We start from the raw sequence: 24,946 nt of genomic DNA, 5'->3' as shown, positions 1-24,946 counted from the left end.
GCCCCTCCCCTCCCCTCCCCATACGGAATTGACTCAACGCCGTATTTACGTTTTTCCCGATCAATGTTCTCCTGTACGGCCTCAATGATCCAGTCCGTAACCGAAATGGAAATCTTACGGGCTCTACCCCGTTGCGGGCGGTGATTCCGTAGCTCCTTGATCATATGCGTTTCGCTTTCGGTTAACTCAATCGAAAAACGTTTGAGTACTTCCGGCACTGGTTCGGCTTTCGCAGGTTTGGACTTGGCTTCTTTACGAGCGGGTTTTTCTTCCAACTCTTTCTCAACCGGGCGAGTCGTAGAACCTCCCCGATTGATCACCTCCAGAATTTTATCTTCAGGAACCGAATCACTGGAAGCTTTCTTTTTGGGTGCGGATGAAATGGCCATAACGTGAATAGATACAGTGATTTTCTGCCTCAAAAGATACGTTAAAAGAAAAGCTTTATTTAACGTTAAATTGAAAGGTAAAAATAGCGTCAATAATACTAATGAATATTGACGTTAGATAATTTAAATTATCCTTTGACAATCAGAGGATTGATTGCTTCGAATAATTTAGTGATTTCGATCGTTGCTTTGGGATCTTTTGCTTCCATTTCCACCACACCTAATCCCTGAGAAGCGGCGTTGGAATAAGCTTTCCGATTGATTAATGGCGTGGGTAAATAAGTAAAAACTTCAGAGGCTTGTAAGAGTTCAGCGGCATCGTTATTGTCCGTACCTTTCGGGTCTGCCCGATTCAAAAAGGCAAAGGCCGTTAAAGGAGTCGCTTGAACGGCCCGAATTTCCTGTACCAGTCGTTCGACTTTATTTAGCGTCCACAAATCAAAACTGCGAGGATTGAAGGGTACGAGGTACACGTCCGAAACGGTCATTGCCGCACGCTGACTAGTCGTATCCCGACCTCCGGTATCAATCACAATGTGATCGTACTTAGGCACTAGCTTTAGAATCTGACTACGAACCGCCTCTCCGGAGAGTTTGATGGCGGTAAAGCCAATTTCTCCCTGTAGATTCTCTTCCCGCCAAGCCGTAAAATCAGTAGAGGTTTCCTGTTCATCGGCATCTACTAGTAAAACATCGAATCCCTGTTTGGACAGTAAGACCGTAAGGTTGGTCGCAATAGTCGTTTTCCCACTTCCACCTTTAATCCCTCCGACGGTAAAAACCATGGTTGTAACGTTTAAATTAGCGTTAAAAAAAGCGTTGGATACTACACTAAAACTGAAGTTGTTTCTGCCGCTCAAAAACAAGCCACTATTAGCTCTGGATTGATCGCTGACTTTGACTCGAAATTCAGAATGCCAAAACACGTTATTTTTAGACATAAATCCAAAGGTAATTAAAACTTTATTTTTAATCTCAATTTTAACGTTAAAAATAGAGTTAAAATTGAAGTTATTAAAGACGCTGTAAATTGAGGTTGTATTAACGCTAAAATCAACGCTCAAAATAAAACATATAAAGCGTTAAAAAGAACATTCCTAGCAGAGGTATAAATGACTTTATTTTTAACGCTAAAAATAGCGTATATTATGAGTCTATAATTAACGTATAAATTAGCTTATGAAAAGTATAAAAAATAGTGCTAAATTTGACGTTAAAAAAGCAACTAATCTTTCGCTATTTGACGTTTAATTTAACGGTAAAATAGATACTATATCTTAGTAATAAAATCTAATTTTACCGTTAAAATAAGCGTTATTTTTGACGTAGGTATTGATTGATAAATAGCTGATAAATAGTTTGCTGGATTAGAATGATATAAGTCAGAATTAAATAAATAAACAGTTAGGGTGGTTTAATTATCAGTATAGAGGCTTATACAATCCTTCTATTTATCAGCTAAATCATTCGCTTCAGCAGAGGAACTAAATTTATAGAGGTACAACCACTTAATAAATAACAGTCAAGAGTCACAATGAATAGTGCAAAAGTAGGAGAGAGGTTTATTAAAAACTTAAAAAATATACCATTAAATATTGATTCTATACTGAGCAGTAGAAGAGCACCAGTTGATACCCCTGACTACCGTGTAAAAAACTTGTTTTTGAGAATAACTATCAGTATAAATTTGAATGTATAAAAATAACTTAGATTGCTACCGATGTGTATTCGATCGTTAACACTTTCAAGTAAGAATTATCTAGTTCTTCTGGCCTGAGAAGGAGAGGTTCATGAGTCAACCACTGAATACTAGTCTGATGCAATGATAAGTTTCGTAAGAACGCCTAAAAACAGCTACCGAGGACAGGCTGTTCGTATACAGCAAAAAAACGGAGTACGATAGTCATGAACACAAGAAGTGAAGGACGACTCTTGAGTAATACGACCCTTAGTAGAATAAAATAAAATATGATTATTAAATTAAAATATATGAATAAAATTATCTTTGTTGAGACCCGTTGAGCTAAGAAAACGAGTCTGAAAATTTCATGAATGCTCAAACAAGTGCGGGCTGGCTTGGTATCCTCTGCTTATTTTTCCTGATACCCTTTTGTCAGGGGCAAATGGCTAAGCCTGCTTTTTCCCATCTCAGTGTTGATGAAGGCTTATCGCAAAGCAGCGTATACGCGATCACTCAGGATCGTAAAGGGTTTATCTGGTTAGGCACCCGCGATGGCTTAAACCGCTACGATTCCCGGCAGGTCGTCGTATATAGAAATCAGCCTACGCGGCGAAAGAACTTGCCGTCGAATACAATCAATGCTCTTTTGCACGATAGTCAGGGAAGGTTATGGGTAGGAACCAGTAAAGGGTTAGCTCTATACAAATCGGAAGGAGACGATTTCGAACGTATTTCAGCCCAGGGTTTGCCGGATTCCACCATCCTAAGTATTACCGAAGATCGGCGACATCGCGTGTGGGTCGGTACGTCGAAAGGGCTTTATCAGCTCGAAGGCCCGAAACCGTATCGACTGAAACCCTTACGAAGCTATACCTATCAGGGGACTGAACCGAGCCACCCCAATACGCGGGCTCTGTTTGAAGACCGTCAGGGTAACCTATGGCTGGGAACGTCGTTGGGATTAACCCAACTGAAAGCCCGTGGGAATGGTCAGCTTGATATACACGATTATTTCCTGCAACCCGCCGATTCCGTCTATCATAATCTCTCGAACGGAATCAATACCATTGCTCAGGATCCGCAGGGGCGTTTGTGGCTGGGTACGGACCGAAAGGGGATTGCCGTATTTGATCCGTGTCTGGGAAAAATCATTAGCTGGAATCCCGTACCGGGACTGGATCTATCCACGCAAACCATTCGTACCATTCACCCGGACGGAAGCGGACACTTCTGGATTGGTACCTTGTCGGGCTTGTACGTGGTGGCCTCGGACGGAAGCTGGTTTAAAACGCTAACCAATGAACCAACCGACGCGGAATCGCTGAGTGATAATTCGGTTCGATCCATCTTCCGGGATCGCGATGGTTCCATCTGGGTCGGAACCTATTACGGGGGCGTGGATTTCTACAGTCCCTACGCCCGACAATTTGGGTCCTTTGGTCCCTTGGGTGAAACGTTCAAAATTGCTGGACCGATACTGCCCTCAACGGACGGACGGCAAATTTGGCTGGGTACGGAAGACCGGGGCGTCATGCTGATCAACGCCAATCGAAGCGTTGCCCGGCGTTACCGCCACGACCCCAAAGATCCGAACTCACTTTCCAACGATAAAGTGAAATGCCTGCTGGCTGAGGGAAACCGGGGGGTATGGATTGGTACGTTGAAGGGACTCAATTACCTGGACTTACGGACGCAGATGATTACCCGCTTTTTGCACGAACCGAATAATCCTCACTCGTTGCCCAATGATCGAATCTACGATTTGAAACGGGATGCCCAGGGCAAACTATGGATTTTAACCAATCTGGGAGGTTTGTGTGCTTTCGATCCAAAGAATCAGTCGTTTGAATCTTACGTACCCCGAACCGGTCAGCATAGCTCCTTGAGTTCAAGAAATGCCACGTGTTTACTACTCGATCATCAGCAGCAACTGTGGGTAGGCACCACCAGCGGTCTGAATCGGAAACTACCCGGTCGGGACGCCTTTGTTCGCTACCAACACCGCGAAACGGACCCGATGTCGCTCAGCAATGATCACCTGGTTTGTTTGTACGAAGACCGCAAACACCGACTTTGGGTGGGCACGCGGGAAGGGGGATTGAATCTGTTACGTCCCGGTCAACAAGGATTCGAGCGATTTAGTACGGCTAATGGTTTACCGAGTAATACGATCGTGGGGATCCAGGAAGACCGTCAGGGTCATCTATGGATTAGTACCGACAAAGGGCTGGCTCATTTCGATCCGGAACACGCCCGCTTTGTGCATTACAACCGGCATGATGGATTGGTATGCAACGAGTTTACGCCGAACTCCACCTATCAGGATCCCCAGGGCTATCTCTATTTTGGGGGCTACAATGGCATCGTTCATTTCCATCCCGACAGTATCCGTCGCAATACGCGGGTTCCTCAACTGGCGTTTACACAGGTCCGGTTGTTCAATGAACCAGTTACCCGGCTTTCAGAAAGTGGAGAATCCGATATTGATTTTGAACGAGGCCTCACCTTTATCCATCAGCAAAACGTATTTTCCATTGATTTTGCAGCGTTTAACTACATCAATGCGTCAAAAAATCGGTACGCCTACCAGTTGGTGGGGTTTGATGAAGAATGGAATTACGTATCGGAACCCCGGGCTTTGTACATGAACCTGAATCCGGGAACATATGTGCTACGCGTAAAAGGCTCGAATAATGACGACGTCTGGAATACTAAACCCCTGGAGCTGACCATTACAGTATTACCGCCGCTCTGGAAAACACCCTTAGCGTACGTCGTGTATGCCCTGACGTTTGTGGCCTTGTTACGGTTGTGGTCAAGATTTAATCGTAACCGATTGCAACTGGCCCACGAATTACAGCGGGAACACGAAGAGAAAAAACGCCAGCAGGAACTCCATCAAACCAAGCTTAACTTTTTCACGGAAATCGCCCACGAAATTCGTACGCCTTTGACCCTGGTGATGGGCCCGCTGGAAGTACTGGCGAGCCAATACGGCCAGGAACCGGGCATTCATAAACAGGTCAGTCTGATGCGAGCCAGTACAGACCGTTTGTTACGACTACTCAATCAGTTGCTGGATTTTCGGAAACACGAAACGGGCAATGTCCAGTTACAGCGGCAGCAGGCGGATTTCGTCCGCTTTCTCCGACAAATCGTACATTCCTTTCTCGGGCACGCCCGTTCGCGTCAGGTACAACTCAACTTCGAATCGAAAAGGGAAGAGATCCCCTTATGGTTTGACGCGGGGGAAATGGAAAAAGTGATTTCAAATCTATTGGTCAACGCCTTCAAATTCACCCCTGCCGGGGGGCGTATTACCGTGCAGGTGCGGGCAACGCCGCAAGAAGTGATCTTGCTCATTGAAGATACGGGTCTGGGGATTCCGGCGGAAGAAATCAGCCAGATTTTCAAACAGTTTTATCAGGCGGATCGCCATCAGTCGCGGGATACGGGTTTTGGGCTGGGACTGGCCTTGAGCAAAAGCATTGTTGAACAACATCAGGGACAAATCACCGTAGAAAGCCAGGAGGCCGGTTCGGAACACACGGGCTTTACCCGATTCAAAATCACCTTACCCATCCTACCAATCGAGGAGTCATTGGTTACCCTTCCGGAACCAGCGGTATGTGAAACATTGCCCGCCGTTACCCATTCGGAACAAGTCGCCGGAGAAAAGCCGCTACTACTTATCGTAGAGGATCAGGCGGACATCCGAAATTATCTGGCTGATTTGCTGGCTACGGAATATCAGGTATTGGAAGCCAGTAATGGGGTAGAGGCTTGGGAAACGGCTTCGCAACTCTTACCCGATCTGGTGATTACGGACCTTGCCATGCCTGAAATGGATGGATTAACCCTGACCCATCGATTGAAAACCGATACACGTACCAGTCACATTCCCGTCATCATGCTGACGGCGAAAGATGGCGTCGATCATCAGCTATCGGGCCTGCAAACGGGGGCCGATGATTACCTGACCAAACCTTTTCACCCAGTGTTACTACGGGCTCGCGTACAGAATCTGCTGTTATTACGCCAGCAACTGAAAGCGAAGTATCATCGCCTGATTACGTTACAGCCGCAGGCCCAGACGCTTGAACACCCGGACGAGAAGTTTTTAAATCAGCTCATGACGGTACTAGACCAACATTTGGCTGACCCGGATTTCAACGTAAGCAGTCTGGTAACGGCAATGGGCATGAGTCGGCCGGTACTGTTTCGAAAAGTAAAGATGCTGACGGATCGTTCCGTCGTGGATTTGCTGCGAACGACACGATTAAAAAAGGCGAAAATGTTATTACAGCAACGCAAAGCCAACATTTCGGAAATTGCCTTTGCTGTAGGCTTCAGTGATCCCAAATACTTCAGTCGGGCCTTCCGGGCTGAATTCGGTTTAACACCAACGGAGTATAGTCAACAGGTAGTTACCGAAGGAACGCCGTCCTGAGTGCCGTGAACCTCGTACGCAAAAGGCCAGTGAATCCTAACATTCACTGGCCTTTTCGTATTAAAACAAGGCTTTCTTTTCGTTCAGCCGTTTCGCCCGTAACAAGGCCTCCAGCCAGTAATAATCGGCGTAAATCAGTGGTACGTCCACCTCACTGTTATGCGGTTTGGAACCTGTACTGTGCAGCAAAAGAAACCCATGACTACTGCCGGCAGGAGCCAAGTAGGTTTTAGAAAGAGTAGTCAGGATCTGATCAGCTTTGGAACGATAATTGGCCTTGGGTGCGTAGGTACTGAGTTCGTACAAAGCGGAAGCCATCACCGTAGCTGCCGACACATCGCGGGGTTCGTTCGGAATACCGGGAGCATCGAAATCATAATACGGAATCAAATCCTTGGGCAAACGGGGGTGCTGCAGCAGAAAACGGACAATGGCTTCGGCCTGTCGGAGAAAAGCCGGATCTCTCGTTTCCCGGTAACACAAGGTATAGCCGTATAAAGCCCAGGCCTGCCCCCGGGCCCAGGCCGACTCGTGGCTGTAACCCTGGTGAGTTTGCCTGGTGCGTACCTGTCCCGTCAGCGTATCGTAATCAACGACGTGATAGGAGCTGAAATCCGGTCGAAAGTGATTGTTCATCGTTGTGCGGGCGTGCGTGACGGCGATGTTGTAAAAAGAAGAATCCCCGGTCCATCGCGTAGCGGCAAACAATAGTTCCAGATTCATCATATTATCAATAATAACCGGGCACTGCCATACGTCCTGATGATGATCCCAGGAGCGGATGATTCCTGCTGCGGGCTTAAAGCGTTTGGATAGCGTACGGGCCGATTCGATGAGGATTTGTTTGTATGCGGGATCTTGCGTCAGACGATAGCCATTGCCGTAGCTGCAATACATTTTAAAACCCATGTCGTGGGTGCGGGCGTTAGTTTTTTCGCCTTCTAGCTGGGCCGTGTAGCGGCGGGCCTGCTCGGCCCATTCGGGCTTTCCGGTGTATTCGTATACATACCAGAGTTGGCCCGGAAAAAAACCACTCGTCCAGTCGCGGGCGGCCACCCGTTCGAGTTCGCCTTTCGCATTGAGGCTGCGGGGGGATACCAGCTTGGAGGCCTTTTTCGATTCCGCGATTTTCAACTCGCTAAGCATACGTCGGCTTTGTTCCTGAGCATGTTGAAAAGATCGATCAATAAAGGTGGGAGATACAAACGCCCAGCTACTCGTCAGAGCCAGACCGATAAAAAGTCGTTTCATGGTTGAATTAGTTAGTACGGAATGAATGAGGAAGCCAGAGGAGGGGATGGCGAATCGGAAGGTTACGAATGACTTCTTCGTTTGCAGGCGTATGATCCCGTTTTTTCCAGGTTTGAAGCCAATCCAGTTGCTGAAAAGCCAAAGCTCCGAAAACCAGGAAAGGTTGAGCTACGGGCCAGTTGTCCCAGTACATCACATCGGGTGGCAAGGGCCAGCGATTCTTGTCAACGACGTAAGGGTAGAGGTAGGTAATACCCTTGCGAATACTACGACCGTCGGGTGTCTCATACGTCCAGAGGTTATCTCGGGGCGTAGAAGCAATCTGACAAATCATAGCCATCGCATCGAGGTTGAACAGCGAGTAACCGTAAGGTTTCGTCCGCCGGAGTTCGAGCGGAAAACTACCATCGGCGGCCATTTGCTGGGGAAGTAGAACGGTTTTGTATCGATCCCGACATACGGCAAGCAGCGAGTCATGGCCGGTAAAGCGGGCAAACGCTGCCACCTGCATGACCCAGCACGTACCGTGATTATTCTTCGCCTCCCGTTCTTCGATTCCGTACGGATGGTGCGTCAGCCAATGCAGGTACGTACGAAACCAGCGACGTACCACGGCGACGGTAGCGGCATCCAACTGTGCTTCCATCACTTGAACGGCCTGTACCACTTCCATTAAATGAATCGTATCGATGATACCGATGCCCCGCCCCGTAACCCGGCCTTTGATGGCCTGAGCGTACGTCAGGGAAGGATTCATGCGGGTCGTTGTATCGACAAACCAGGCCTTCAGGTGACGAAGAGCCTGCTCACTGTACCGTCGGTCGGGTTGTAATACGTAGGCCGAGGCCAGTGCCCCCATGATCTGACTCAAGCGGATCAGGGCCTGCCGATGGGCCACGAAGTTGTCGGGATTGCTTAGGCCATCGCGTTGGATGTACGGCCCCTGTAGGTTCGTGGAGTCGGGCCACCAGTAATCGCCTTCCGAATAGAAATCATGGCGACCTCCCGCACTCCGGGGCGAGGTTTGGGCCGTAACCGTACGGGGCGGTTGTTGTAGAGCCCAGCGGACTTCAGCCCGTACGCAGGCTCGCAGGGTTTTTCGAATTTCGGCATTTAAGCCAGCCTGACCCAAAGCATGCGTAGCAACCAAAGTCAAGCCCAACAGTAGCATTTTCATAACCTAGAGATAAGAGGTAGCGGCTTAATGAACGAGCGAAATCAGGTACAGCAACAGAGCCACTAACAGGCCCGTGCATCCTACTTCAATGAGTAGTAAACGGAATCTTCTTTTTTTCACGGGGAAAAATATCAGCCGGTGTAGGAAACAAAGGTAGCAGGGGTAAAAGCGGGGCAGGGGGGCTAAATGTATCAAAAAGGGGGAGAAATCGTTCGGGCGGGTGATAAAGCGTTCAATGGGGTGGAGAAAGCGTTCCATTTAGATTATTCCAGTATTTTATAGACTTATATCCACTAAGGTTGCAGTGGAGTTTATCGCTACTCCGGCCCCAGATAAGGCTCTTGCCTACCTCTTATTCCACTACCTTACTCGATGTGTTTTATGCGTAAACCTCTATTTGCCACCTGCTGGCTAGGCTCCCTGGCTATCACGCTGCTGCTCGTAGCGGGGGAGGCCACCGCCCAGACACCGGGCAACAACCCACCACCCGCCAATCGGCCCAGCACGTATACGTTTACGGGGCGGGTACTCGATGAAAAAGGCATGGGTATTCCCGGAGCCACTATCCAGCTCAAGGGAAGTCCCGCCGCCGGTACGACTTCCAACGCCGAAGGACAGTTTACTTTTCCCGTACCCACGGGCGGCGGTACGCTGCTTGTCTCCGTCGTAGGGTACATCACGCAGGAAGTGAATCTGACGAACGAAACGTCCCGAGACATTACCATGGCTCCCGATACCAAGGCCCTTAACGAAGTTGTGGTCGTTGGCTACGGTACCCAGAAGAAAGAAAACCTGACGGGAGCCGTCGCGGCCATCAACATCGACGAGAAAATTGCCAGCCGTTCGCTCAGCAACGTTTCCTCGGGCCTCTCTGGATTGGTACCGGGTCTTTCCGTACAGCAATCGACGGGGCAGGCCGGACGCAACAGTGCTAACCTGATCATTCGGGGACTTGGTACCGTTAATAACTCTGGTCCGCTGATTGTCGTGGATGGGATGCCTGACGTGGATATCAACCGCATTGACATGAACGATGTGGCCAGTATTTCGGTCCTGAAAGACGCCGCTTCTGCTTCCATTTACGGATCACGGGCGGCCAATGGCGTCGTACTCATTACGACTAAAAATGGTTCACAGAACAAAAAAGCCCAGATCAGCTACACCGGAACCTACGGCTTATCTCAGCCCACAAACTTTTATAGCTACTTTGATGATTACGCCCGCTCCCTCACCATGCACATGCGGGCTTCGGGGGCAGGAGCTTCGTCAACGACGTTTCGGTACGGAACCGTGGAAGACTGGTTATCCAAAAGCCTGGTCGATCCCGTGAAATACCCGAATACGAACTGGTGGGACGTAATCCTGCGGGATAACGGTCGGATACAAACGCATAACCTCTCGGCTTCGGGCAGCAATGATCGGATGAATTTTTATCTGTCGGCGGGTATTCTGGATGAACTGGGCGTACTCATCAATCACAATTACAAACGCTACAACACCCGGTTTAACCTCGATTATAAAGTTCGTGACGCCATCAAAGTCGGTTTGCGGATGGACGGCCAGTGGTCGAAACAGGAGTATGCTAATCAGGAAGGGTTTATCAATTACAGCGGTACGGATGGCTACGACATTCGGTACGCCATCGCCGGGATTTTGCCCTATGATCCGGCGACGGGTAGAGACGGCGGCATTATGGCCTACGGCGAAGACGCTCAGGCTGCCAACATGTTTGCCCGGTACTCGGTGTACCATAACCAGCGGGATCGGCAGGAGATCAACGCCAACGTGTACGGGGAATGGTTACCCCTGGCCGGATTAACGTTTCGCGGGGATTTCGGACTACGGTACTACAACCAGTTTACCAAAAGTTACAACGACCCGACCGACGTCTGGAATTTTCAGACCGATCAGATTGCCCGTACCATCGTCAACCCCAGTGCGGGCATTAGTAACAGTAATAATCAGGGATATAAAACGCTCTTGCAGGGTCGGATTACGTACAATAAAACCTTATTTCGGAACCACCAGCTGACGGCCCTGCTGGGTTATACCGAAGAGTACTGGTTTAACCGAAACATGTCCGCCAGCCGACTCGACCGGATTAATCCTTTGCTGAGTGAAATTGACGCGGCCCTGACGACGACGCAAACCGCCGGAGGAAACAGCGACGCGGAGGGCTTACGCTCGGTGATTGGTCGTTTGAATTACGTCGTCAATGATAAGTACCTGTTCGAATTTACGGCCCGGTACGACGGGTCGAGTAAATTCCTGCCCGGCTATCAGTTTGGCTTTTTCCCGGCGGTATCAGCGGGCTGGCGTTTTTCCGAGGAGCCCTTTTTCCGGAACCTGACCTCGATTATTTCGTCGGGGAAACTCCGGGCTTCCCTTGGTAAACTGGGCAATAACTCGGGTGTCGGTCGCTACGAGCAACGGGACATTTTCAACCTGACCAATTACATCCTCAACGGAAAAATCGCCAAGGGTTTCAGTTCGGCCAAAATCATCAACGAAGATTTTTCCTGGGAACAGACCAATACGGCGAACGTAGGACTCGATCTGGCCTTTTTCGACGGACGACTGACCGCCGAGATCGATGCCTATACCAAACTCACCACAGGTATGATCCGGCCTTCGTCGCTATCCACGCTGCTTTCGGGGTACAACGCTCCCCGCATGAACATTGGAAAACTGCGGAACAACGGGATGGAAGTAAACCTGACGTACCGTACTAAAATTGGTCAGGTAAACCTGGGAGCGACCATGAACGTGAGCTTCAACCAGAACCGATTACTGGAATGGAATGAGTTTCTCGGTAAAGGCTATACGTACCTGAACATGCCCTACCACTACGCCTACAGTCGCGTATCGCAGGGCATTGCTCAGAGCTGGGAAGACATCGCCAATGCTCCATACCAGGGCCAGTACGTTTCGCCGGGCGATATTCTGTACCGCGACCTCAATGGCGATGGTCAGATCAACGACGAAGACCGCAAGGCCATGCCCCGTTTCAACCGGGAGCAACCCACGGGCAATTACGGCTTTAACCTCTTCGGTAATTACAAAGGTTTCGACCTGAGCATCTTGTGGCAGGCCGCTACGGGCCGGAAAGACTTCTGGCTGGAGCCTTTCAACAACGTCAATATTCCCGCCGCCCGGAATGCGTTTCAGGACTTTCACTGGAATGACACCTGGAATCTGGACAATCGCTCGGCTTCCTTACCCCGGCTGATTACGGGTTCGGGTGGGAACAATCAGGCGGAGTCAACCTTCTGGCTAGACAACTTTGGCTACCTGCGACTCAAGAACATTCAGGCCGGGTACAATATCCCCAGCCAATACACTACCCGCATCGGCGTAAGTCGGGTACGGGTCTACCTGACGGCCGAAAATCTGCTGACCTTCAGTAAGTACCGGGGTGTTGATCCCGAAAAAAGCACGACGCAATCGGGTGCCGACAATCAGGATGACCCCTTCCCGCTGCTCAAATCGTATTCCTTTGGTTTGAACCTGAGTTTTTAATTCACCTTGACTTTTTCGCTCGTGAAACGATACGTATCTATGGTAGGAATAGTACTGGTAGGCCTGAGTGCCTGTCAGAAAGACCTGCTCGATCAGGTACCCACCACCCAGCTTTCTTCGGATTTATTCTGGAAAACGACCGACGATGCTCTTTTCGCCGTCAATGGCGTATACGACGCCAACCGGACTACTTTTGACCGCGAGTATTACTTCGACGGAGCCGGGGAATTCGTGCATACCCGGGGTACCAGCAACAACCAGGGCACGTACAACCCCGGAGCCATCGGTTCGAGTGGCAACTTTGGTTTCCTCTGGGGAGACTGCTACCGAACCATTAACCGGGCCAATTATGTACTCCAGAACATTGGTACGCTGCGGGCAAACCTGAGATCCGAAAGCGATCAGGCCCTGATGAACCGCCTGGTGGGCGAAGTACGCTTCCTGCGGGCTCTGAACTACTTCCGCCTGATTGACCTCTGGGGCGACGTGCCGTATTTCGGTCGCCGACTCAACGGCAATGCCGAAGCGTATACCCTGACGCGTACGCCCCGGGCCGTGGTAAAAGATTCGATTCTGGCGGATCTCTCGTACGCCGCGAGTGTACTGCCCGACAACTATACGGGAGATAACCTGGGCCGGGCCTCGAAGCTGGCCGCCTGGGGCTTCAGCGGCAAAGTAAATCTGTACTGGGCCTGCTGGATGAAAAACGAAAATAATGCGGGTGAAGCCCAGAAGCACTACGCAGCGGCGGCAGCAGAATTCAAGAAAATCATTGACAAAAACATTCCGCTGTTTCGGAATGGCGAACCAGGTCCGGCGGACAATCCCAACTACTGGCATTTGTTTCAATATTTCAACGAATACGATCCGGAAATTCTCTTTTCGGTACAGTTTGGTGGCCCTTTACTCAACCAGGGCGAAGAAATGCAGCGGGATTTTGGCTCGCGGAACACAGGCAACGGTCAGGTATGGGTGGCTCCTACCTATCGTCTGGTAAATCGGTATCAGCTCACCAGTACGGGCGACTTTGCTCCGTCCGTGGTATTGAGTCGCAATACTACGCTGGCCAACAGTGCGACCAACCCCCGTTCGTACGTCGGTCGGGATTACCGTATGCGGGCGACTATACTCTGGGACGAACAGAAAATGCTTCGCCTGACGACGGATGGCCTGAACGTACAGGACAGCATTACCTTCCGCTTTGGGAACCGCGACGGGATTACGTTCATTAACTACGACGGGGCTCCGGCGGGGTATATTTTCCGAAAATGGATTCGGCAAACCGGCGGTATTGGTCGGAGCGATGGCCCGCAGGACATGTACCTGATGCGACTGCCCGACGTTTGGCTCATGTACGCCGAAGCGGTCAACGAGCTCAGCGGACCCACGGCCGAACTGTTTGGCCTGCTCGACAAAATCCGTCGTCGGGGGAATCTGCCTCCTTTGAATCAGGCGAAGTTTTCGAGCAAGGATGAATTTTTCAAAGCCATCGAACAGGAGCGTATTGTAGAGCTGGTCGGAGAGGGGCACCGCTTCTTTGACATTCGCCGCTGGCGGAAAGCCGAAGAAATCTGGCCCATGCCCTCCGGTCAGGTGTTGTACGATTCGCAGGGAGCCCGGATTCGCGATGAATTTGTGAACGCTCCCATCCGCGATTACCAGCGGTACTACCAATTCCAGATTCCGACGGGTGAGATTGAAGTCAACCCGCAGATCATCCAAAACGAACCGTGGTTCTAAGCCCGAAGATGTTTTTTCCTATGAAACGAAACTACTTATTCATACTCCTCGGACTGCTGGCTCTTTCCTGCACCAAAATGCCCATCGATGAAACGGGACTGCTGATTACTACTCGCTCCCAATGCTACATGACCTTCTTCGATTTACTCGGTTCGGATCACCGTACCGTACTGGTTAGCGGGCAGACCAAAATAGATACCGTAGCCCAGACCGTGACGGCGGTGGCTCGTTTTGGTACTAATCTGCAACGCGTAAAACCCTATTGCAGTGTAGTAACCGACGCCATTGTAGAACCGACCATGGGCATCTGGACGGACTATACGCAACCACAACAGTACACGGTTGTGTCGGGCAATCGGACGGTACGGAAAACTTATACAGTCACGGTAACCCTCCAGCAATAACATGAAAAAGCTATGGATTCTTTTACTGGCGGGAGTAGTGCTACAGGCCTGTCAGAAATCGGACGACGAACCCAGTGGTCCGCTTCGAAACGATCTGCTCAAAAAAACGACGGGTCCCGCCGTTGTCGGTGATCGCATGGAATTTGCCTACGCCCTGGGTACGCTGGAAGGACAACTCAAAGAGGTACGGGTGGAAGCCACCATTGCCGGAGGAGCGGGTACGGGATTCAGTCGGTATTCCTGGTATACAAACCGAAATACGGGCGTGGATCAACCCGTACAAACGGCTTCGGATACGACCACGACCGGAGCCGTTTCTACCGCTACGTTCTTGGGAGGCGAGAATCAGTCGGCCGTTACGTTACGCTATTACTACGCTCCAACCGAAGAAGCTAAGGGCCGCGACATACGGTTTCGGTTTAGCGGTACTTCCTCGACGGGAAAAGAAGTACGCTTTGAATCGCCAGCCTACCGTATCAGTCGCATGGATATGAAGCGTACCCTGCAACTCACCGACGGAGCCAAAGCCTACGTGTCCATTGCCGACATGGCCGTATACACGAAAGAAGAAGTGGAACGTAATAATCTGGCCGCCAAAATTGATTTCGTGTACCTCTACCGACCGACGTTGAGCGGCTTTACTTTCGGTCACGCCTGGGTTGCTCCCTCCCGAAGCCAGTACCTGAGCGATGTAAGCCTGCCCGCCGGACTAACGACGCGTACCCTGATGGATAAACGAGTGGATGTAAAAGATGCCCAGCTTCGCGGTACGGCGGGTTTTGAGGTCTATATTGACGATATTGATCTGGAGCGTACCACCTTTACCCATGCGTCGGATTACGCCTTTGGTCTAACGGCTGATCAGGGAGCGTTCGTCAAAACGGCCGATGGAGCGTATACAGCTTATGTGTACGTCAATGCAGTAAATAATACGGGAAAGAGTATGACGGTGAGTATCAAACGACTACAACTTAATTAATGCGTCGAGGGCCTCCGATACGGGAGCCCTCGCTACCTCCTGCGGATGAACCGACTAATCGCGTTACTCTTCTTTAGCCTGACCATGCCCGCGTTGCGGGCCCAGCAAAAAGCTCCCACGTTTTTGCTCGATGGCACGTTCCTGGCTCAGCAAAAAGCCCGAAGCAGGCAGGGCGATGCCGCCGTACAAAGGGCTCTGGAAGCGTTAATTCAACAGGCCCAGCAAACCCTGAACCATCCTACGTATTCGGTTACGTACAAAAGCAAAGTACCGCCGAGTGGAGACAAGCACGACTACATGAGCGTGGGTCCGTACTGGTGGCCCGATTCGACCAAGCCGGATGGGCTGCCGTACATCCGCAAGGACGGTCGCATAAATCCGGAACGGTATACGATCAAGGATGCTACCTACCTGCACCAGCTTTGCGAAGATGTACAGCAATTGGCCGTAACCTATTATTTCACGGAAGATGAAACCTACGCCCGCCGGGCCGCCGAATTGCTACGCGTCTGGTTTTTGAATCCCGAAACCCGGATGAACTCGAACCTGAATTACGGACAGGCGATTCCCGGAGTTACTGATGGGCGAGGTATCGGATTGATCGACAGCCGTTATTTTGCCATACTAGTGGATGCTGTGCAACTGCTGAAACCATCCAAAGCCTGGCCGAAAGCCGAGCATCAGGCCTTGCAAAGCTGGTTCCGTACCTTTCTGGACTGGATGCAAACTAGCCCCGTCGGCAAAGACGAAGCCGATGAACACAACAACCACGGAACCTATTACGATTTTCAGGCGGTAGCCATGGCCTTATTCATTGAAGATACTGCCCTGGCTCGCCGGATACTGGAGCAGCAAACCCTGCCCCGCATCAGTAGTCAGTTCGCCGTCGATGGTAGTCAGCCGCACGAACTGGCCCGTACCGTCTCCTGGGGGTACTGCGTCATGAACCTGCAGGGCTTCTTTGGATTGGCTTTATTGGCGGAAAATCTCAACATGAATCTCTGGACCTACGAGACGCCTGAGGGGAAAGGACTCAAAAAAGCCTTCCTGTGGCTGTTACCCTACGCCGAAGGAAAAAAAGCCTGGACGCACCAGCAAATCAAACCCATGCACCGGGAAGAATTCATTTCCTTGCAGGCACTGGCGGCTCGAAAATATCCGGATGTTCCCGCTGTAACGATCCCGAATTCCAGTGGTTTTCTCCGCCTTACCCAAGCTATTTTCTAACGTTGCATGAAACGATACGTCCTCATGGGCTGGCTACTCTGGCTGGCTGTCCCGGCTCTGGCTCAGCAAAACTTACTGAGTGGGAAATTTTCGGTGGAAGAACTGCGAAACGTACTGATTCCGCAGCGGGAATGGACGCCCTTTCCGCGTCGGGAAGATCGGGCGGGCTGGGCTCAGGCCGATTCCGGGATGATGAAGGCGTACGTGAAAAAAGCCGAAACCTACCTGCATTACCAATGGCCGTACGTACCGGCTACAAAATCCCTGCTGATCGAACGTACGGGGAACCGGGATGAATACCAAAGCATTAGCTTTCAGAAACGGGATGTGCTGGGTGTTTTGCTACTGGCGGAGATTTACGAAAATCAGGGGCGATTTGTAGACCCCATTATTGATGGCGTCTGGTCCATTTGTGAAGAATCTTTCTGGGGAGCTTCGGCTCACCTGCCCCGCGAGGTCAAGGGTCTGGTGGATGTTTCCAAACCCTTTGTCGATTTGTTTGCGGCGGAAACAGCTACGTATCTGGCCTGGGTGGACTATTACCTGGGCGATAAACTGGACGCCGTAACCCCGCAAATTCGCAAACGTATCTATTACGAAACCAATCGCCGGATCTTTGAGCCACTCATGAATCAGCCCCACAGCTGGATGCAAAGTCATGCCAATGGTCGGCCCCCCAATAACTGGAATCCCTGGATTTGCTCGAACTGGCTCAATGCCGTACTGTTGCTCGAACAAGATAATCAAAAGCGGACTGCAGCGGTACGCAAACTGCTGGGCGTACTCGATAATTTTTTGAATCCCTATCCGGCCGATGGGGGCTGCGACGAAGGTCCGAGTTACTGGGGAGCGGCAGCCGCGTCCCTGTATGACAATATTTCCATGCTAAATACCGCCTCGCGGAATGCCTTTGCTTACGTGTACGCCGACGAAAAATTCCGAAACATGGGCCGCTTCATTTACCGGGCTCAAATCAGTCCCAACTACTTTTTAAACTTCGCCGACGCCGATCCGCAACCCGGTATGGCGGCTACGATGATCTACCGCTACGGCAAGGATATTCAGGATGCTGACATGATGCGGTTTGGAGCGTATTATCGCAAACCCGAAACGGGGGCCTTGCCGCGGTACCATTTCTTCCGCAACTTCTACGCTCTCTTTATGCAGCAGGAATTTGAACGGGCGAACAAAGGACTGGCTCTGCCCGCTGACGTCTGGTTGCCAGACCTCCAGGTGTTCGCCGCCCGCGACCGGGCGGGTACCACGCAGGGATTTTACCTGGCTGGGAAGGGCGGGCACAACGACGAAAGTCACAATCACAATGACGTCGGCAACTATGTCGTGTACTACGACGGACAACCGCTGCTCATTGATGTCGGACGCGGTACTTACACGCGAAAAACCTTTAGCAGTCAGCGGTACGACATCTGGTACAACGGCTCCGCTTACCATAATCTGCCCACGATCAATGGTTTTAGTCAGCCACCGGGAAATACGTTCAAAGCCCAGCAGGTGACCTATCAGGGCGGAAAAGAGCAGGTAACCTTCTCACTGGACCTCACCCAGGCGTATCCAGCCGAAGCGGGCGTAGAAAGCTGGATACGGAGCATGCGTCTGAAGCGGGGTAGGGAGGTAATGATTACGGATCAGATTCGCCTCAAAAAAGCCGACAGCCTCAGTCAGCATCTGATGACCTGTTATCCGGTAGAAACAGGCAAAGGGGGGCAGCTCATCATCCGCAGTAAAGGACACAAAGGGCAGAGCCGTGATTTTGTGGTACAGTACGATTCCAGAAAATGGCAGCCATTCGTAGAAAAAGTAGCCTTGCAAACACCCGAAGACCAGGGCATTCGAAGCAAGTGGGGCGATACCATTTACCGCATTACGCTGAAACGGCTACAGCCTAAAACGACCGATCTCTTCGCCGTAACCATTGCTCCCTTGTAATAACTGGCATGAAAAAGCCGCTTCCCATACAGGAAGCGGCTTTTTCGTAGTACTTTACTTAAAGCTGTACTTTATTCTGTAAAGATTGTAAGGCTTCTTCCAGCGAATCAATCTGTTCAGGAGTCGCCTGGGCCTTTCCGCTGGAAATGAACTGAAGAGCTTCCTGTACGTAGAAATAGTGCTCCAGATCCTGAAAATGATCAAACTCCTGATCGCTTTTATCTTTGGTAAGTAAATGAATGATCAGACGATTCTGAGCTTTCAAACGGGCCATCTCCGATAAAATGGCATTCATGTCAACGTTGTTTACAAAGATCTCGGCGGTGTTCATAGAGTGATAGATTGACATAGGATGTGTACAAAGAGAATCGTTGATATAATTTCGTGCCATACCCAGTAGGGTTGACGAAGAAAAGGTTCAATTTCTCTTTTTAAAAGTAACCAGTGATTTATTTTTGCTTCGAGAAATTGCGGAAAATAATCTACATATCGCTGAGTTTCAATCAAAAAGTCAAAAGACCTTCGTTGACAAGATGTTTTGAACTTTTTTCATTCGCATGTGAATTAATCAAATAATTTCATGAAAAGTAGATGCAAACGCTTGGAGAATATGAAGAGCTAGTTAATTTTATTCACCCTTTCTCAAGCGAGTCCTTCTCAGCGATCTTCAGGTAGTTTATACTAAGAACGTTTAGTGCTGATCGGAGGATTGGGTTGAAGGCTTGGTATCATCTTTTATTTACTGGTTCGTAAACAAAAGATAAACGGTTTTTCATTCCTTCCTTCAATCGCAGCCAGTAATGCAGTAACCTGATACAGAAGTTTTCTGGAAGATGAGCCTGCCAGCGATATCGACCAGAGATGACTCGGAACGAACAGGCCATAGTCTGATGCAATCCGATCCATCCAATCAGCTAATATCAGGTCGTGGTCATTACTGAGCTTTACTGAAAAGCGTATACACCACTATTTACTATAAGCTATTCAATGAATGAAATAAGCGTAATCGCTTGTTGACATCTTTTCTATCGAAACAACTTACCGCCGCCATCGGGAGTGTTGCCGGTTCCTCGCATGCCTTACGCATGCTGTGCTTATCCGTTTTGCTTCTTTGTTAACTCTAAGCGTATAGTGTTAAACGTTAGCTTTATTGCTGTCACTAAGGTTCTGCACTGCCGTGGAGTGTACTAAAAACTGAAGCTGCTTTTAACTGTACCTTGTCTATACAAGGTCAGGATCGTATTGCCCTTTGCTGATCAAATCTACCTACTATCAAAACCAGTACACCTGATGAAGTCTTCATTTCCCGCCCAAATGATGTCCCTACTAGGCATTGCTACGCTTTTTACGCAGTGCCAGAAGGACGAACGCGTAGCTCCGCAAGCTACGACGCTGTCGTCAACCGTGAAATCCATGAGTTTGGATGAAATCCGGGCCATCCGTACGAACTTGGCTCCGGATAGTATTTACCTGACGGATCAGGGCAAACAAGGCCTTTTTAAATTAGTCAGTACGGATAAAAAAAGTACGGACAATACGGGCATTACCCTGGTTACCAGTAACGGGTTACGCTACAAGCGGGCGTTTACCGGTGCTGCCAATGCCACCTGGTTTGGCGTAAGTACGACCGATTCGGATATTGGGCCGGAATTACAGGAGGCCGTCAATGCTCACAACGTGGTAACGATCCCCGACGGAGCGTATTCGCAGGTGACGAAAGTGATTCTGCGTAGCAACGTAACCATCAAAGGAAACCCCGGTAAGGTAACGCTGAAACTCAACGGAGCCGGGTATATTTCCTTCCAGAACTTCTGGAGTGAACAACAACTGGAAAACATTACCATCGACGGGATCAACTGGGAAGTCTCTTCAACGGCAAAAGTCGAAGGTTCGTACGGACCCATTACCATTGACGGCCCGACGGTGAAAAATCTGTTGGTACAAAACTGCCAGAGCATTCATACCTCAAAAACGGCCAATGTAAACTGGTTTTTCCTGAAAGTATCTCCTGGTAAATCAACCGATAACATCATCGTTCGGAATAATTACGCCCGGGGCGGACGCATGGGCGTGGAATTCCTGGCTCAGCGGTTACCGCAGAAATACCTTGGCAAGAATATTACGGTAACAGGAAACCGGTTTGAGAATTGTAGCTTTGGAATCTCGATTGCGGGTTCCTTCAGCAACGTAACCGTCGATGCCAACTACCTGAAGGACTGCCCGACCTACGGCGTAGAATTTGCCGGATGGTTGCATAACTCGACCTTGTCGAATAACCGTTTTGAAGGAAAATTTGCGGATTTGTTCGCCGGAAACTGGGAAAACGATGGCGACGGCACCATCGGTGAAGGTACGCACATGTTTGGTAACCGTACCATTGGCACCTGCACGGGTAAATGGACCATTCGGAATGGCTTTAACATGCTGATGGAAAATAACTACATCAACATGACGGGTGTACTGGACCTGACCGGTTCAACCAACAATGCCCAGATTACAGGTAACAAAATCATTAGTACCACCGAAAACAAAGTAATCCAGATTAACTACGTGGGGAACCTGCGTTTCATTAACAACTACATCAGTAACGAAAGCGTAAAAAATAGCTGGCTGGTGATTATCGTAAACGGAGCCGGAGCGACGAACAATCTTTTCACGAACAATATAATCGTGAAAAGCTCAGGGGGATATGTTGGCTACGGAAACGGTGCCAGTATCAAGTTCTATAATAACTATGACAAAGACGGGAACGTGATTTCGCTTTAATCGAAACGCTTACGCTAATAGTAGTCATTGAGCAATTAAAAAGGGCACCTCGTCGGGTGCCCTTTTTAATTGAACGTACATTCCAACAGTCGGTGCCCATCGATGTCCATGGGTAGCTGGCGTATCACTTTGATCTGGTTGGAGTCAATGAAGTTTTCCATCTGATAATGACTGGCTTCATCGACTACGTAGAAATGCGGAAAATTCGCCTTGGTAAACTCTTTCGCCGGAGTCAGTCCCGGTACCTGGTATTTATCCCGAACGGATTTAAGAATCTTGTGTTCGACGGTAGCACTGAGAATATTAGTCGGTACCGCAGCCGTGGGCCAATGAATCAGGTAATGCACCGGCTGCGGAAACTTGTGAAACCAAAGGGGGAGAAAGTAATCGGCCGTTTCAACAAAAACCGGATACCGAGGGTCCAGTTGCGGTAGATAGGTGAGGATGCCCGCCGGAAAGTGAACGATTTTTCGGTTCTGATAGAATACAAAGGCTCCGATCAGAAGGGCATACAGGGGGGCAAGTCGATACCAGCCCGACAGTCTGGGGGGCGTGTAAAACTGGTAAAAGGCGTACATCAGCTGAAAAATAACCAAGAGATGATTCGGCCACAGGTACCGGCTGATAAAAACCGAGGTATGGACCAGACTCACCCCAAGCGAAATCAGAATGGTACTGAAATAGATAAAGCCCGACAGGAGATAAAACTGAAATGCCGCATCCGTACGAAAGGCCGCGTATCCGCCCCTGATTTTTTTACGAAGGATGAAGACGAAAAGAAAAGCCAAGGCAAAAAAGCGGAGGTAGGGCAGGAAGGAAAACCAGCTCCGTTGTTCGAGCGAATACGAAAGCGTAGGGCTCAATTCACCGATGGTAGTAAAGAAGCTTTCCCAGGTGGGAAGCGGAATCCAGGAGTGAGGTTTCCCCGCTTCCGTCTGGATCTGAAAACTAGTAAACCAAAAGGCAGCCCACAGCAGTAGCGTAAGCAAGTGAGCCGCCATCGGCCAGACATACGCCGCTTGCCGCGACCAGAGCCAGAGTACAAAGAAGAAAGCTCCCGAAGCCGCCAGGTAAAACAGGCCAAAATTGTGCGTCAAACTCAGGCCTAGTCCCAGCAGAACCAATAGCCCTAGAAAACCACGATGGCGAGGTTCCGAAATGAGGCGATGAAGCACAACAAAGTATGGCAGACTAATCAGTAAAAACAGGGCATAGGAGCGAACCTGCGTTGCTAAGGTTAAGTTGAGGTAGGTAAAGGCCGCAATCAGCGTAAGGAGCAGAAAGTTGAACAGCGGCGTTCCCAGTAAGGTAGTGCTGTACCAGAAAAACAAAGCCATCGTCAGAGCGAAAAAGACAATGGATACCATTCGTAAAAACTGAAAGTCGAGGGAAATAGCGTGTCCCAACATCCAGTACACATTCACAAATAGGGGAGGGTTGGCGTCCATCCCGCTTACCAGAGCATCATTAGCATGGGCTAGCGAAGGGTCCGAAACGAGCAGATAACTCAGTACCTCATCCATCCACAACCAGTGATCTTTAAAAAATAAAGAAAGGATCAGGCTCAGCGAAAAGATCAGAAAGATCCCGATACTGAGGGGTAGCTTTTGGGTAAACATAGGATTCATGAGGACGCGGTTTGGTGGGAAGAATAAGGCGGTAATACCTAAGGTACGTTAGGCCAGTACAGCCGCTGACTCCGTTACGCCGTACGTCTGGTAAATCTCAAGGTATTGCCGGGCTACCGTCTCTAGGGGGAATCGGGCCCGTACCATTTCCAGTCCTTGTTGTGACAGGCGTCTGTACAAAGCGGCGTCCGTCAGTAACTGATGCATGGCCTCGGTCATCGCTTCGACTTTAGTAACGTCTACCAGCAGCCCACCGTCCTGTACCACCCAGGGGACGGCTCCACTGTCTTTCCCGGCCACAACCGGAATGCCGTAACTCATGGCTTCCACGAGTACCATCCCGAACGACTCTTCCAGCGAACTATGCAGCACGAACGTACTCCGGGAAATATTCTCCAGTACCATTGAATACTTCGTTGTGCCCATAAAGACGACATTAGAAATGCCCTGTTCCCGACAGAATACTTCCGCTTCTTTTCCAGGTTCGAAGGCGGTACCCATGGCCCATAACTGGGCGTTGGGATGCCGTTGAAGCAATGCTTTAAAAGACAGGAGAGCATTGATGTTATTCTTTCGATCGTCCCAGCCATTCACTACTACACTGATAATAGGTTTCGTGGCGGGGGCCGGTTCGCCCAGTTGGTCGGGTAAGGTTACTGGATTAGGTACGACCAGTACTTTCTGCGAAGCCCAGTGACTGACCGAGTCAGCCATGTAGGGTGATACGGCCGTAAACCAGAGACCCTTGCGAAATACCTGCCGGGCCATCAGGAGCAGAAAAAAACGGTTGAGGGTACGAACGTAATTGAAAATCACCTGGGCGTTGTCGTGCACCGTAATGATGGCGTTGGGGGTATAGTACAGAGCCGCCATCGCAAATTCGTAGGTCCAATGGGCATGTACCACTTCCGGCTGAAAGCGATCCAGAATTTCCCGCATCCGCCGCCGCTCGAACCGGTAAAAGTCCAGGTTACGACCGATACGTTTGCCATTGGGGCGAAAGATCCGTTGCCGGCAGGGCACGACCACGTAGGTAAGCAATCCATCTTCTACAATAAAAGACGGCTCGTCGGCACTCAGCGTATCGTCGTGGGTAATGGCCAGAACCCGATGGCCCATGCTGAGATACGCCTTGATTAAATTGGTGATGAGCGGAGCCCCCTCCCGACCCTTGGGATAGGAGGGGTGAATAGCGGAGGCCGGAAGTAAATCCCGGGTAGCGATGAAGCCTAGGATAGCAATGTGCATGATTTCGGATCAATAGGGGTTGAAATGTCTTCTGCGTACGTTTTAGGGGGTAGAAACCTCCGCCGACGTACGGGAAGTCGGAGACTTTATTAAAGCCGGGTACAACTCATCCACAAAACGGCGAATTTTCTGATCCCAGATTAGCCCTTTAGCGATTTCATAACCAGCCAGACCCATCTGGCGGCGTTGGTCGGGATGAGCTGCCATCCATTCCACGCCGCGGGCCAGAGCATCTACCACTTCCGTTTCAGTCGTAACCGGAACTTTGATGCCATTACTACCATCTACTAATTCGCCCTGCCCGTGTAAATCCAGCGTCAGAATTGGCATACAGTACGACATGGCTTCTACCAGCTGGTGCGGACAGGAATCCCGTAAACTGGTGAAAAACAATACGTCCGAATCAATGTAGTACTGCTTCATTTGGTCGAACGAAACCAGACCCACCCAGTTGACGCGATTTTCTACGCCATAGGTTTTAATATAGCCCGGAATGTGCTCAACCATTTCACCCTGACCACCCACAATCGTAAGGCGTAC

At 50.0% G+C, this 24,946-nt stretch carries 16 protein-coding genes; 8 read left to right on the top strand and 8 right to left on the bottom strand.

The window, feature by feature from the left end:
• Together ACOJTG_RS00165 and ACOJTG_RS00160 are read right to left on the bottom strand one after the other, a co-directional pair.
• The coding region (locus ACOJTG_RS00165; protein WP_420151946.1) for a hypothetical protein at positions 1–389 on the bottom strand (389 nt) is incomplete at its 3' end.
• A 128-nt stretch (positions 390–517) separates the two neighbouring features.
• On the bottom strand, positions 518–1,174 hold the full coding sequence (locus ACOJTG_RS00160) for an AAA family ATPase (RefSeq protein WP_420151945.1): 657 nt from the start codon (positions 1,172–1,174) through the stop codon (positions 518–520).
• A 1,263-nt stretch (positions 1,175–2,437) separates the two neighbouring features.
• On the opposite strand from ACOJTG_RS00160, the gene ACOJTG_RS00155 reads away from it, so the two are divergent.
• The gene (locus ACOJTG_RS00155; RefSeq protein ID WP_420151944.1) at positions 2,438–6,520 is read left to right on the top strand and encodes a two-component regulator propeller domain-containing protein; all 4,083 of its coding nucleotides are present in this window, start codon (positions 2,438–2,440) and stop codon (positions 6,518–6,520) included.
• A gap of 60 nt (positions 6,521–6,580) precedes the next feature.
• Here ACOJTG_RS00155 and ACOJTG_RS00150 read toward each other — a convergent pair whose 3' ends face one another.
• A complete protein-coding gene (locus tag ACOJTG_RS00150) occupies positions 6,581–7,771 on the bottom strand; it encodes a glycoside hydrolase family 88 protein (RefSeq protein ID WP_420151943.1) in 1,191 nt (396 codons plus the stop codon).
• A gap of 7 nt (positions 7,772–7,778) precedes the next feature.
• The gene (locus tag ACOJTG_RS00145) at positions 7,779–8,948 is read right to left on the bottom strand and encodes an alginate lyase family protein (protein ID WP_420151942.1); all 1,170 of its coding nucleotides are present in this window, start codon (positions 8,946–8,948) and stop codon (positions 7,779–7,781) included.
• A gap of 381 nt (positions 8,949–9,329) precedes the next feature.
• Between ACOJTG_RS00145 and ACOJTG_RS00140 the strand changes: the two genes are divergently transcribed.
• Genes ACOJTG_RS00140 through ACOJTG_RS00115 form a run of 6 tightly spaced genes read left to right on the top strand, consistent with a single transcriptional unit; the run spans position 9,330 to position 18,764 of the window.
• Entirely contained in the window at positions 9,330–12,467 is a 3,138-nt protein-coding gene (locus ACOJTG_RS00140) for a SusC/RagA family TonB-linked outer membrane protein (protein WP_420151941.1), read from the top strand.
• Between the two features lie 39 nt (positions 12,468–12,506).
• Positions 12,507–14,207 (top strand): RagB/SusD family nutrient uptake outer membrane protein, encoded by a 1,701-nt coding sequence (locus ACOJTG_RS00135; protein ID WP_420151940.1) that lies wholly within the window; start codon positions 12,507–12,509, stop codon positions 14,205–14,207.
• Positions 14,208–14,227: 20 nt separating this feature from the next.
• Entirely contained in the window at positions 14,228–14,611 is a 384-nt protein-coding gene (locus ACOJTG_RS00130; RefSeq protein ID WP_420151939.1) for a hypothetical protein, read from the top strand.
• A gap of 1 nt (position 14,612) precedes the next feature.
• The gene (locus ACOJTG_RS00125; protein ID WP_420151938.1) at positions 14,613–15,590 is read left to right on the top strand and encodes a DUF4466 family protein; all 978 of its coding nucleotides are present in this window, start codon (positions 14,613–14,615) and stop codon (positions 15,588–15,590) included.
• Positions 15,591–15,635: 45 nt separating this feature from the next.
• Positions 15,636–16,817, top strand: a complete 1,182-nt coding sequence (locus tag ACOJTG_RS00120) for an alginate lyase family protein (protein ID WP_420151937.1) — start codon at positions 15,636–15,638, stop codon at positions 16,815–16,817.
• Between the two features lie 6 nt (positions 16,818–16,823).
• Positions 16,824–18,764: a heparinase II/III domain-containing protein gene (locus tag ACOJTG_RS00115; protein ID WP_420151936.1), complete on the top strand. Its 1,941-nt coding sequence runs from the start codon at positions 16,824–16,826 to the stop codon at positions 18,762–18,764.
• 58 nt (positions 18,765–18,822) lie between these two features.
• Here ACOJTG_RS00115 and ACOJTG_RS00110 read toward each other — a convergent pair whose 3' ends face one another.
• Positions 18,823–19,059 carry a hypothetical protein gene (locus ACOJTG_RS00110; RefSeq protein ID WP_420151935.1) on the bottom strand — a complete coding sequence of 79 codons (237 nt, stop codon included), beginning with the start codon at positions 19,057–19,059 and terminating at the stop codon, positions 18,823–18,825.
• A 995-nt stretch (positions 19,060–20,054) separates the two neighbouring features.
• Between ACOJTG_RS00110 and ACOJTG_RS00105 the strand changes: the two genes are divergently transcribed.
• Positions 20,055–21,530 (top strand): right-handed parallel beta-helix repeat-containing protein, encoded by a 1,476-nt coding sequence (locus ACOJTG_RS00105; protein ID WP_420151934.1) that lies wholly within the window; start codon positions 20,055–20,057, stop codon positions 21,528–21,530.
• A gap of 65 nt (positions 21,531–21,595) precedes the next feature.
• Here ACOJTG_RS00105 and ACOJTG_RS00100 read toward each other — a convergent pair whose 3' ends face one another.
• The 3 genes from ACOJTG_RS00100 to ACOJTG_RS00090 all read right to left on the bottom strand — a co-directional run.
• A complete protein-coding gene (locus tag ACOJTG_RS00100) occupies positions 21,596–23,158 on the bottom strand; it encodes a hypothetical protein (protein WP_420151933.1) in 1,563 nt (520 codons plus the stop codon).
• Between the two features lie 48 nt (positions 23,159–23,206).
• On the bottom strand, positions 23,207–24,406 hold the full coding sequence (locus ACOJTG_RS00095) for a glycosyltransferase family 4 protein (protein WP_420151932.1): 1,200 nt from the start codon (positions 24,404–24,406) through the stop codon (positions 23,207–23,209).
• A 42-nt stretch (positions 24,407–24,448) separates the two neighbouring features.
• Positions 24,449–24,946 (bottom strand): glycosyltransferase family 4 protein (locus ACOJTG_RS00090; protein WP_420151931.1); only part of this gene is annotated, 498 nt, incomplete at its 5' end.

Origin of the sequence: Siphonobacter sp. (genome assembly GCF_048595215.1) — a bacterium.
GTDB lineage: Bacteria > Bacteroidota > Bacteroidia > Cytophagales > Spirosomataceae > Siphonobacter.
This window is presented reverse-complemented; position numbering and strand designations above follow the sequence as displayed.

Coding starts and splice junctions, on each gene's coding strand:
- ACOJTG_RS00110 (WP_420151935.1), bottom strand. CDS start 19,059: ATGAATGCCATTTTATCGGAGATGGCCCGTTTGAAAGCTCAGAATCGT.
- ACOJTG_RS00100 (WP_420151933.1), bottom strand. CDS start 23,158: ATGAATCCTATGTTTACCCAAAAGCTACCCCTCAGTATCGGGATCTTT.
- ACOJTG_RS00150 (WP_420151943.1), bottom strand. CDS start 7,771: ATGAAACGACTTTTTATCGGTCTGGCTCTGACGAGTAGCTGGGCGTTT.
- ACOJTG_RS00135 (WP_420151940.1), top strand. CDS start 12,507: ATGGTAGGAATAGTACTGGTAGGCCTGAGTGCCTGTCAGAAAGACCTG.
- ACOJTG_RS00120 (WP_420151937.1), top strand. CDS start 15,636: ATGAACCGACTAATCGCGTTACTCTTCTTTAGCCTGACCATGCCCGCG.
- ACOJTG_RS00160 (WP_420151945.1), bottom strand. CDS start 1,174: ATGGTTTTTACCGTCGGAGGGATTAAAGGTGGAAGTGGGAAAACGACT.
- ACOJTG_RS00155 (WP_420151944.1), top strand. CDS start 2,438: ATGAATGCTCAAACAAGTGCGGGCTGGCTTGGTATCCTCTGCTTATTT.
- ACOJTG_RS00140 (WP_420151941.1), top strand. CDS start 9,330: ATGCGTAAACCTCTATTTGCCACCTGCTGGCTAGGCTCCCTGGCTATC.
- ACOJTG_RS00130 (WP_420151939.1), top strand. CDS start 14,228: ATGAAACGAAACTACTTATTCATACTCCTCGGACTGCTGGCTCTTTCC.
- ACOJTG_RS00095 (WP_420151932.1), bottom strand. CDS start 24,406: ATGCACATTGCTATCCTAGGCTTCATCGCTACCCGGGATTTACTTCCG.
- ACOJTG_RS00125 (WP_420151938.1), top strand. CDS start 14,613: ATGAAAAAGCTATGGATTCTTTTACTGGCGGGAGTAGTGCTACAGGCC.
- ACOJTG_RS00115 (WP_420151936.1), top strand. CDS start 16,824: ATGAAACGATACGTCCTCATGGGCTGGCTACTCTGGCTGGCTGTCCCG.
- ACOJTG_RS00105 (WP_420151934.1), top strand. CDS start 20,055: ATGAAGTCTTCATTTCCCGCCCAAATGATGTCCCTACTAGGCATTGCT.
- ACOJTG_RS00145 (WP_420151942.1), bottom strand. CDS start 8,948: ATGAAAATGCTACTGTTGGGCTTGACTTTGGTTGCTACGCATGCTTTG.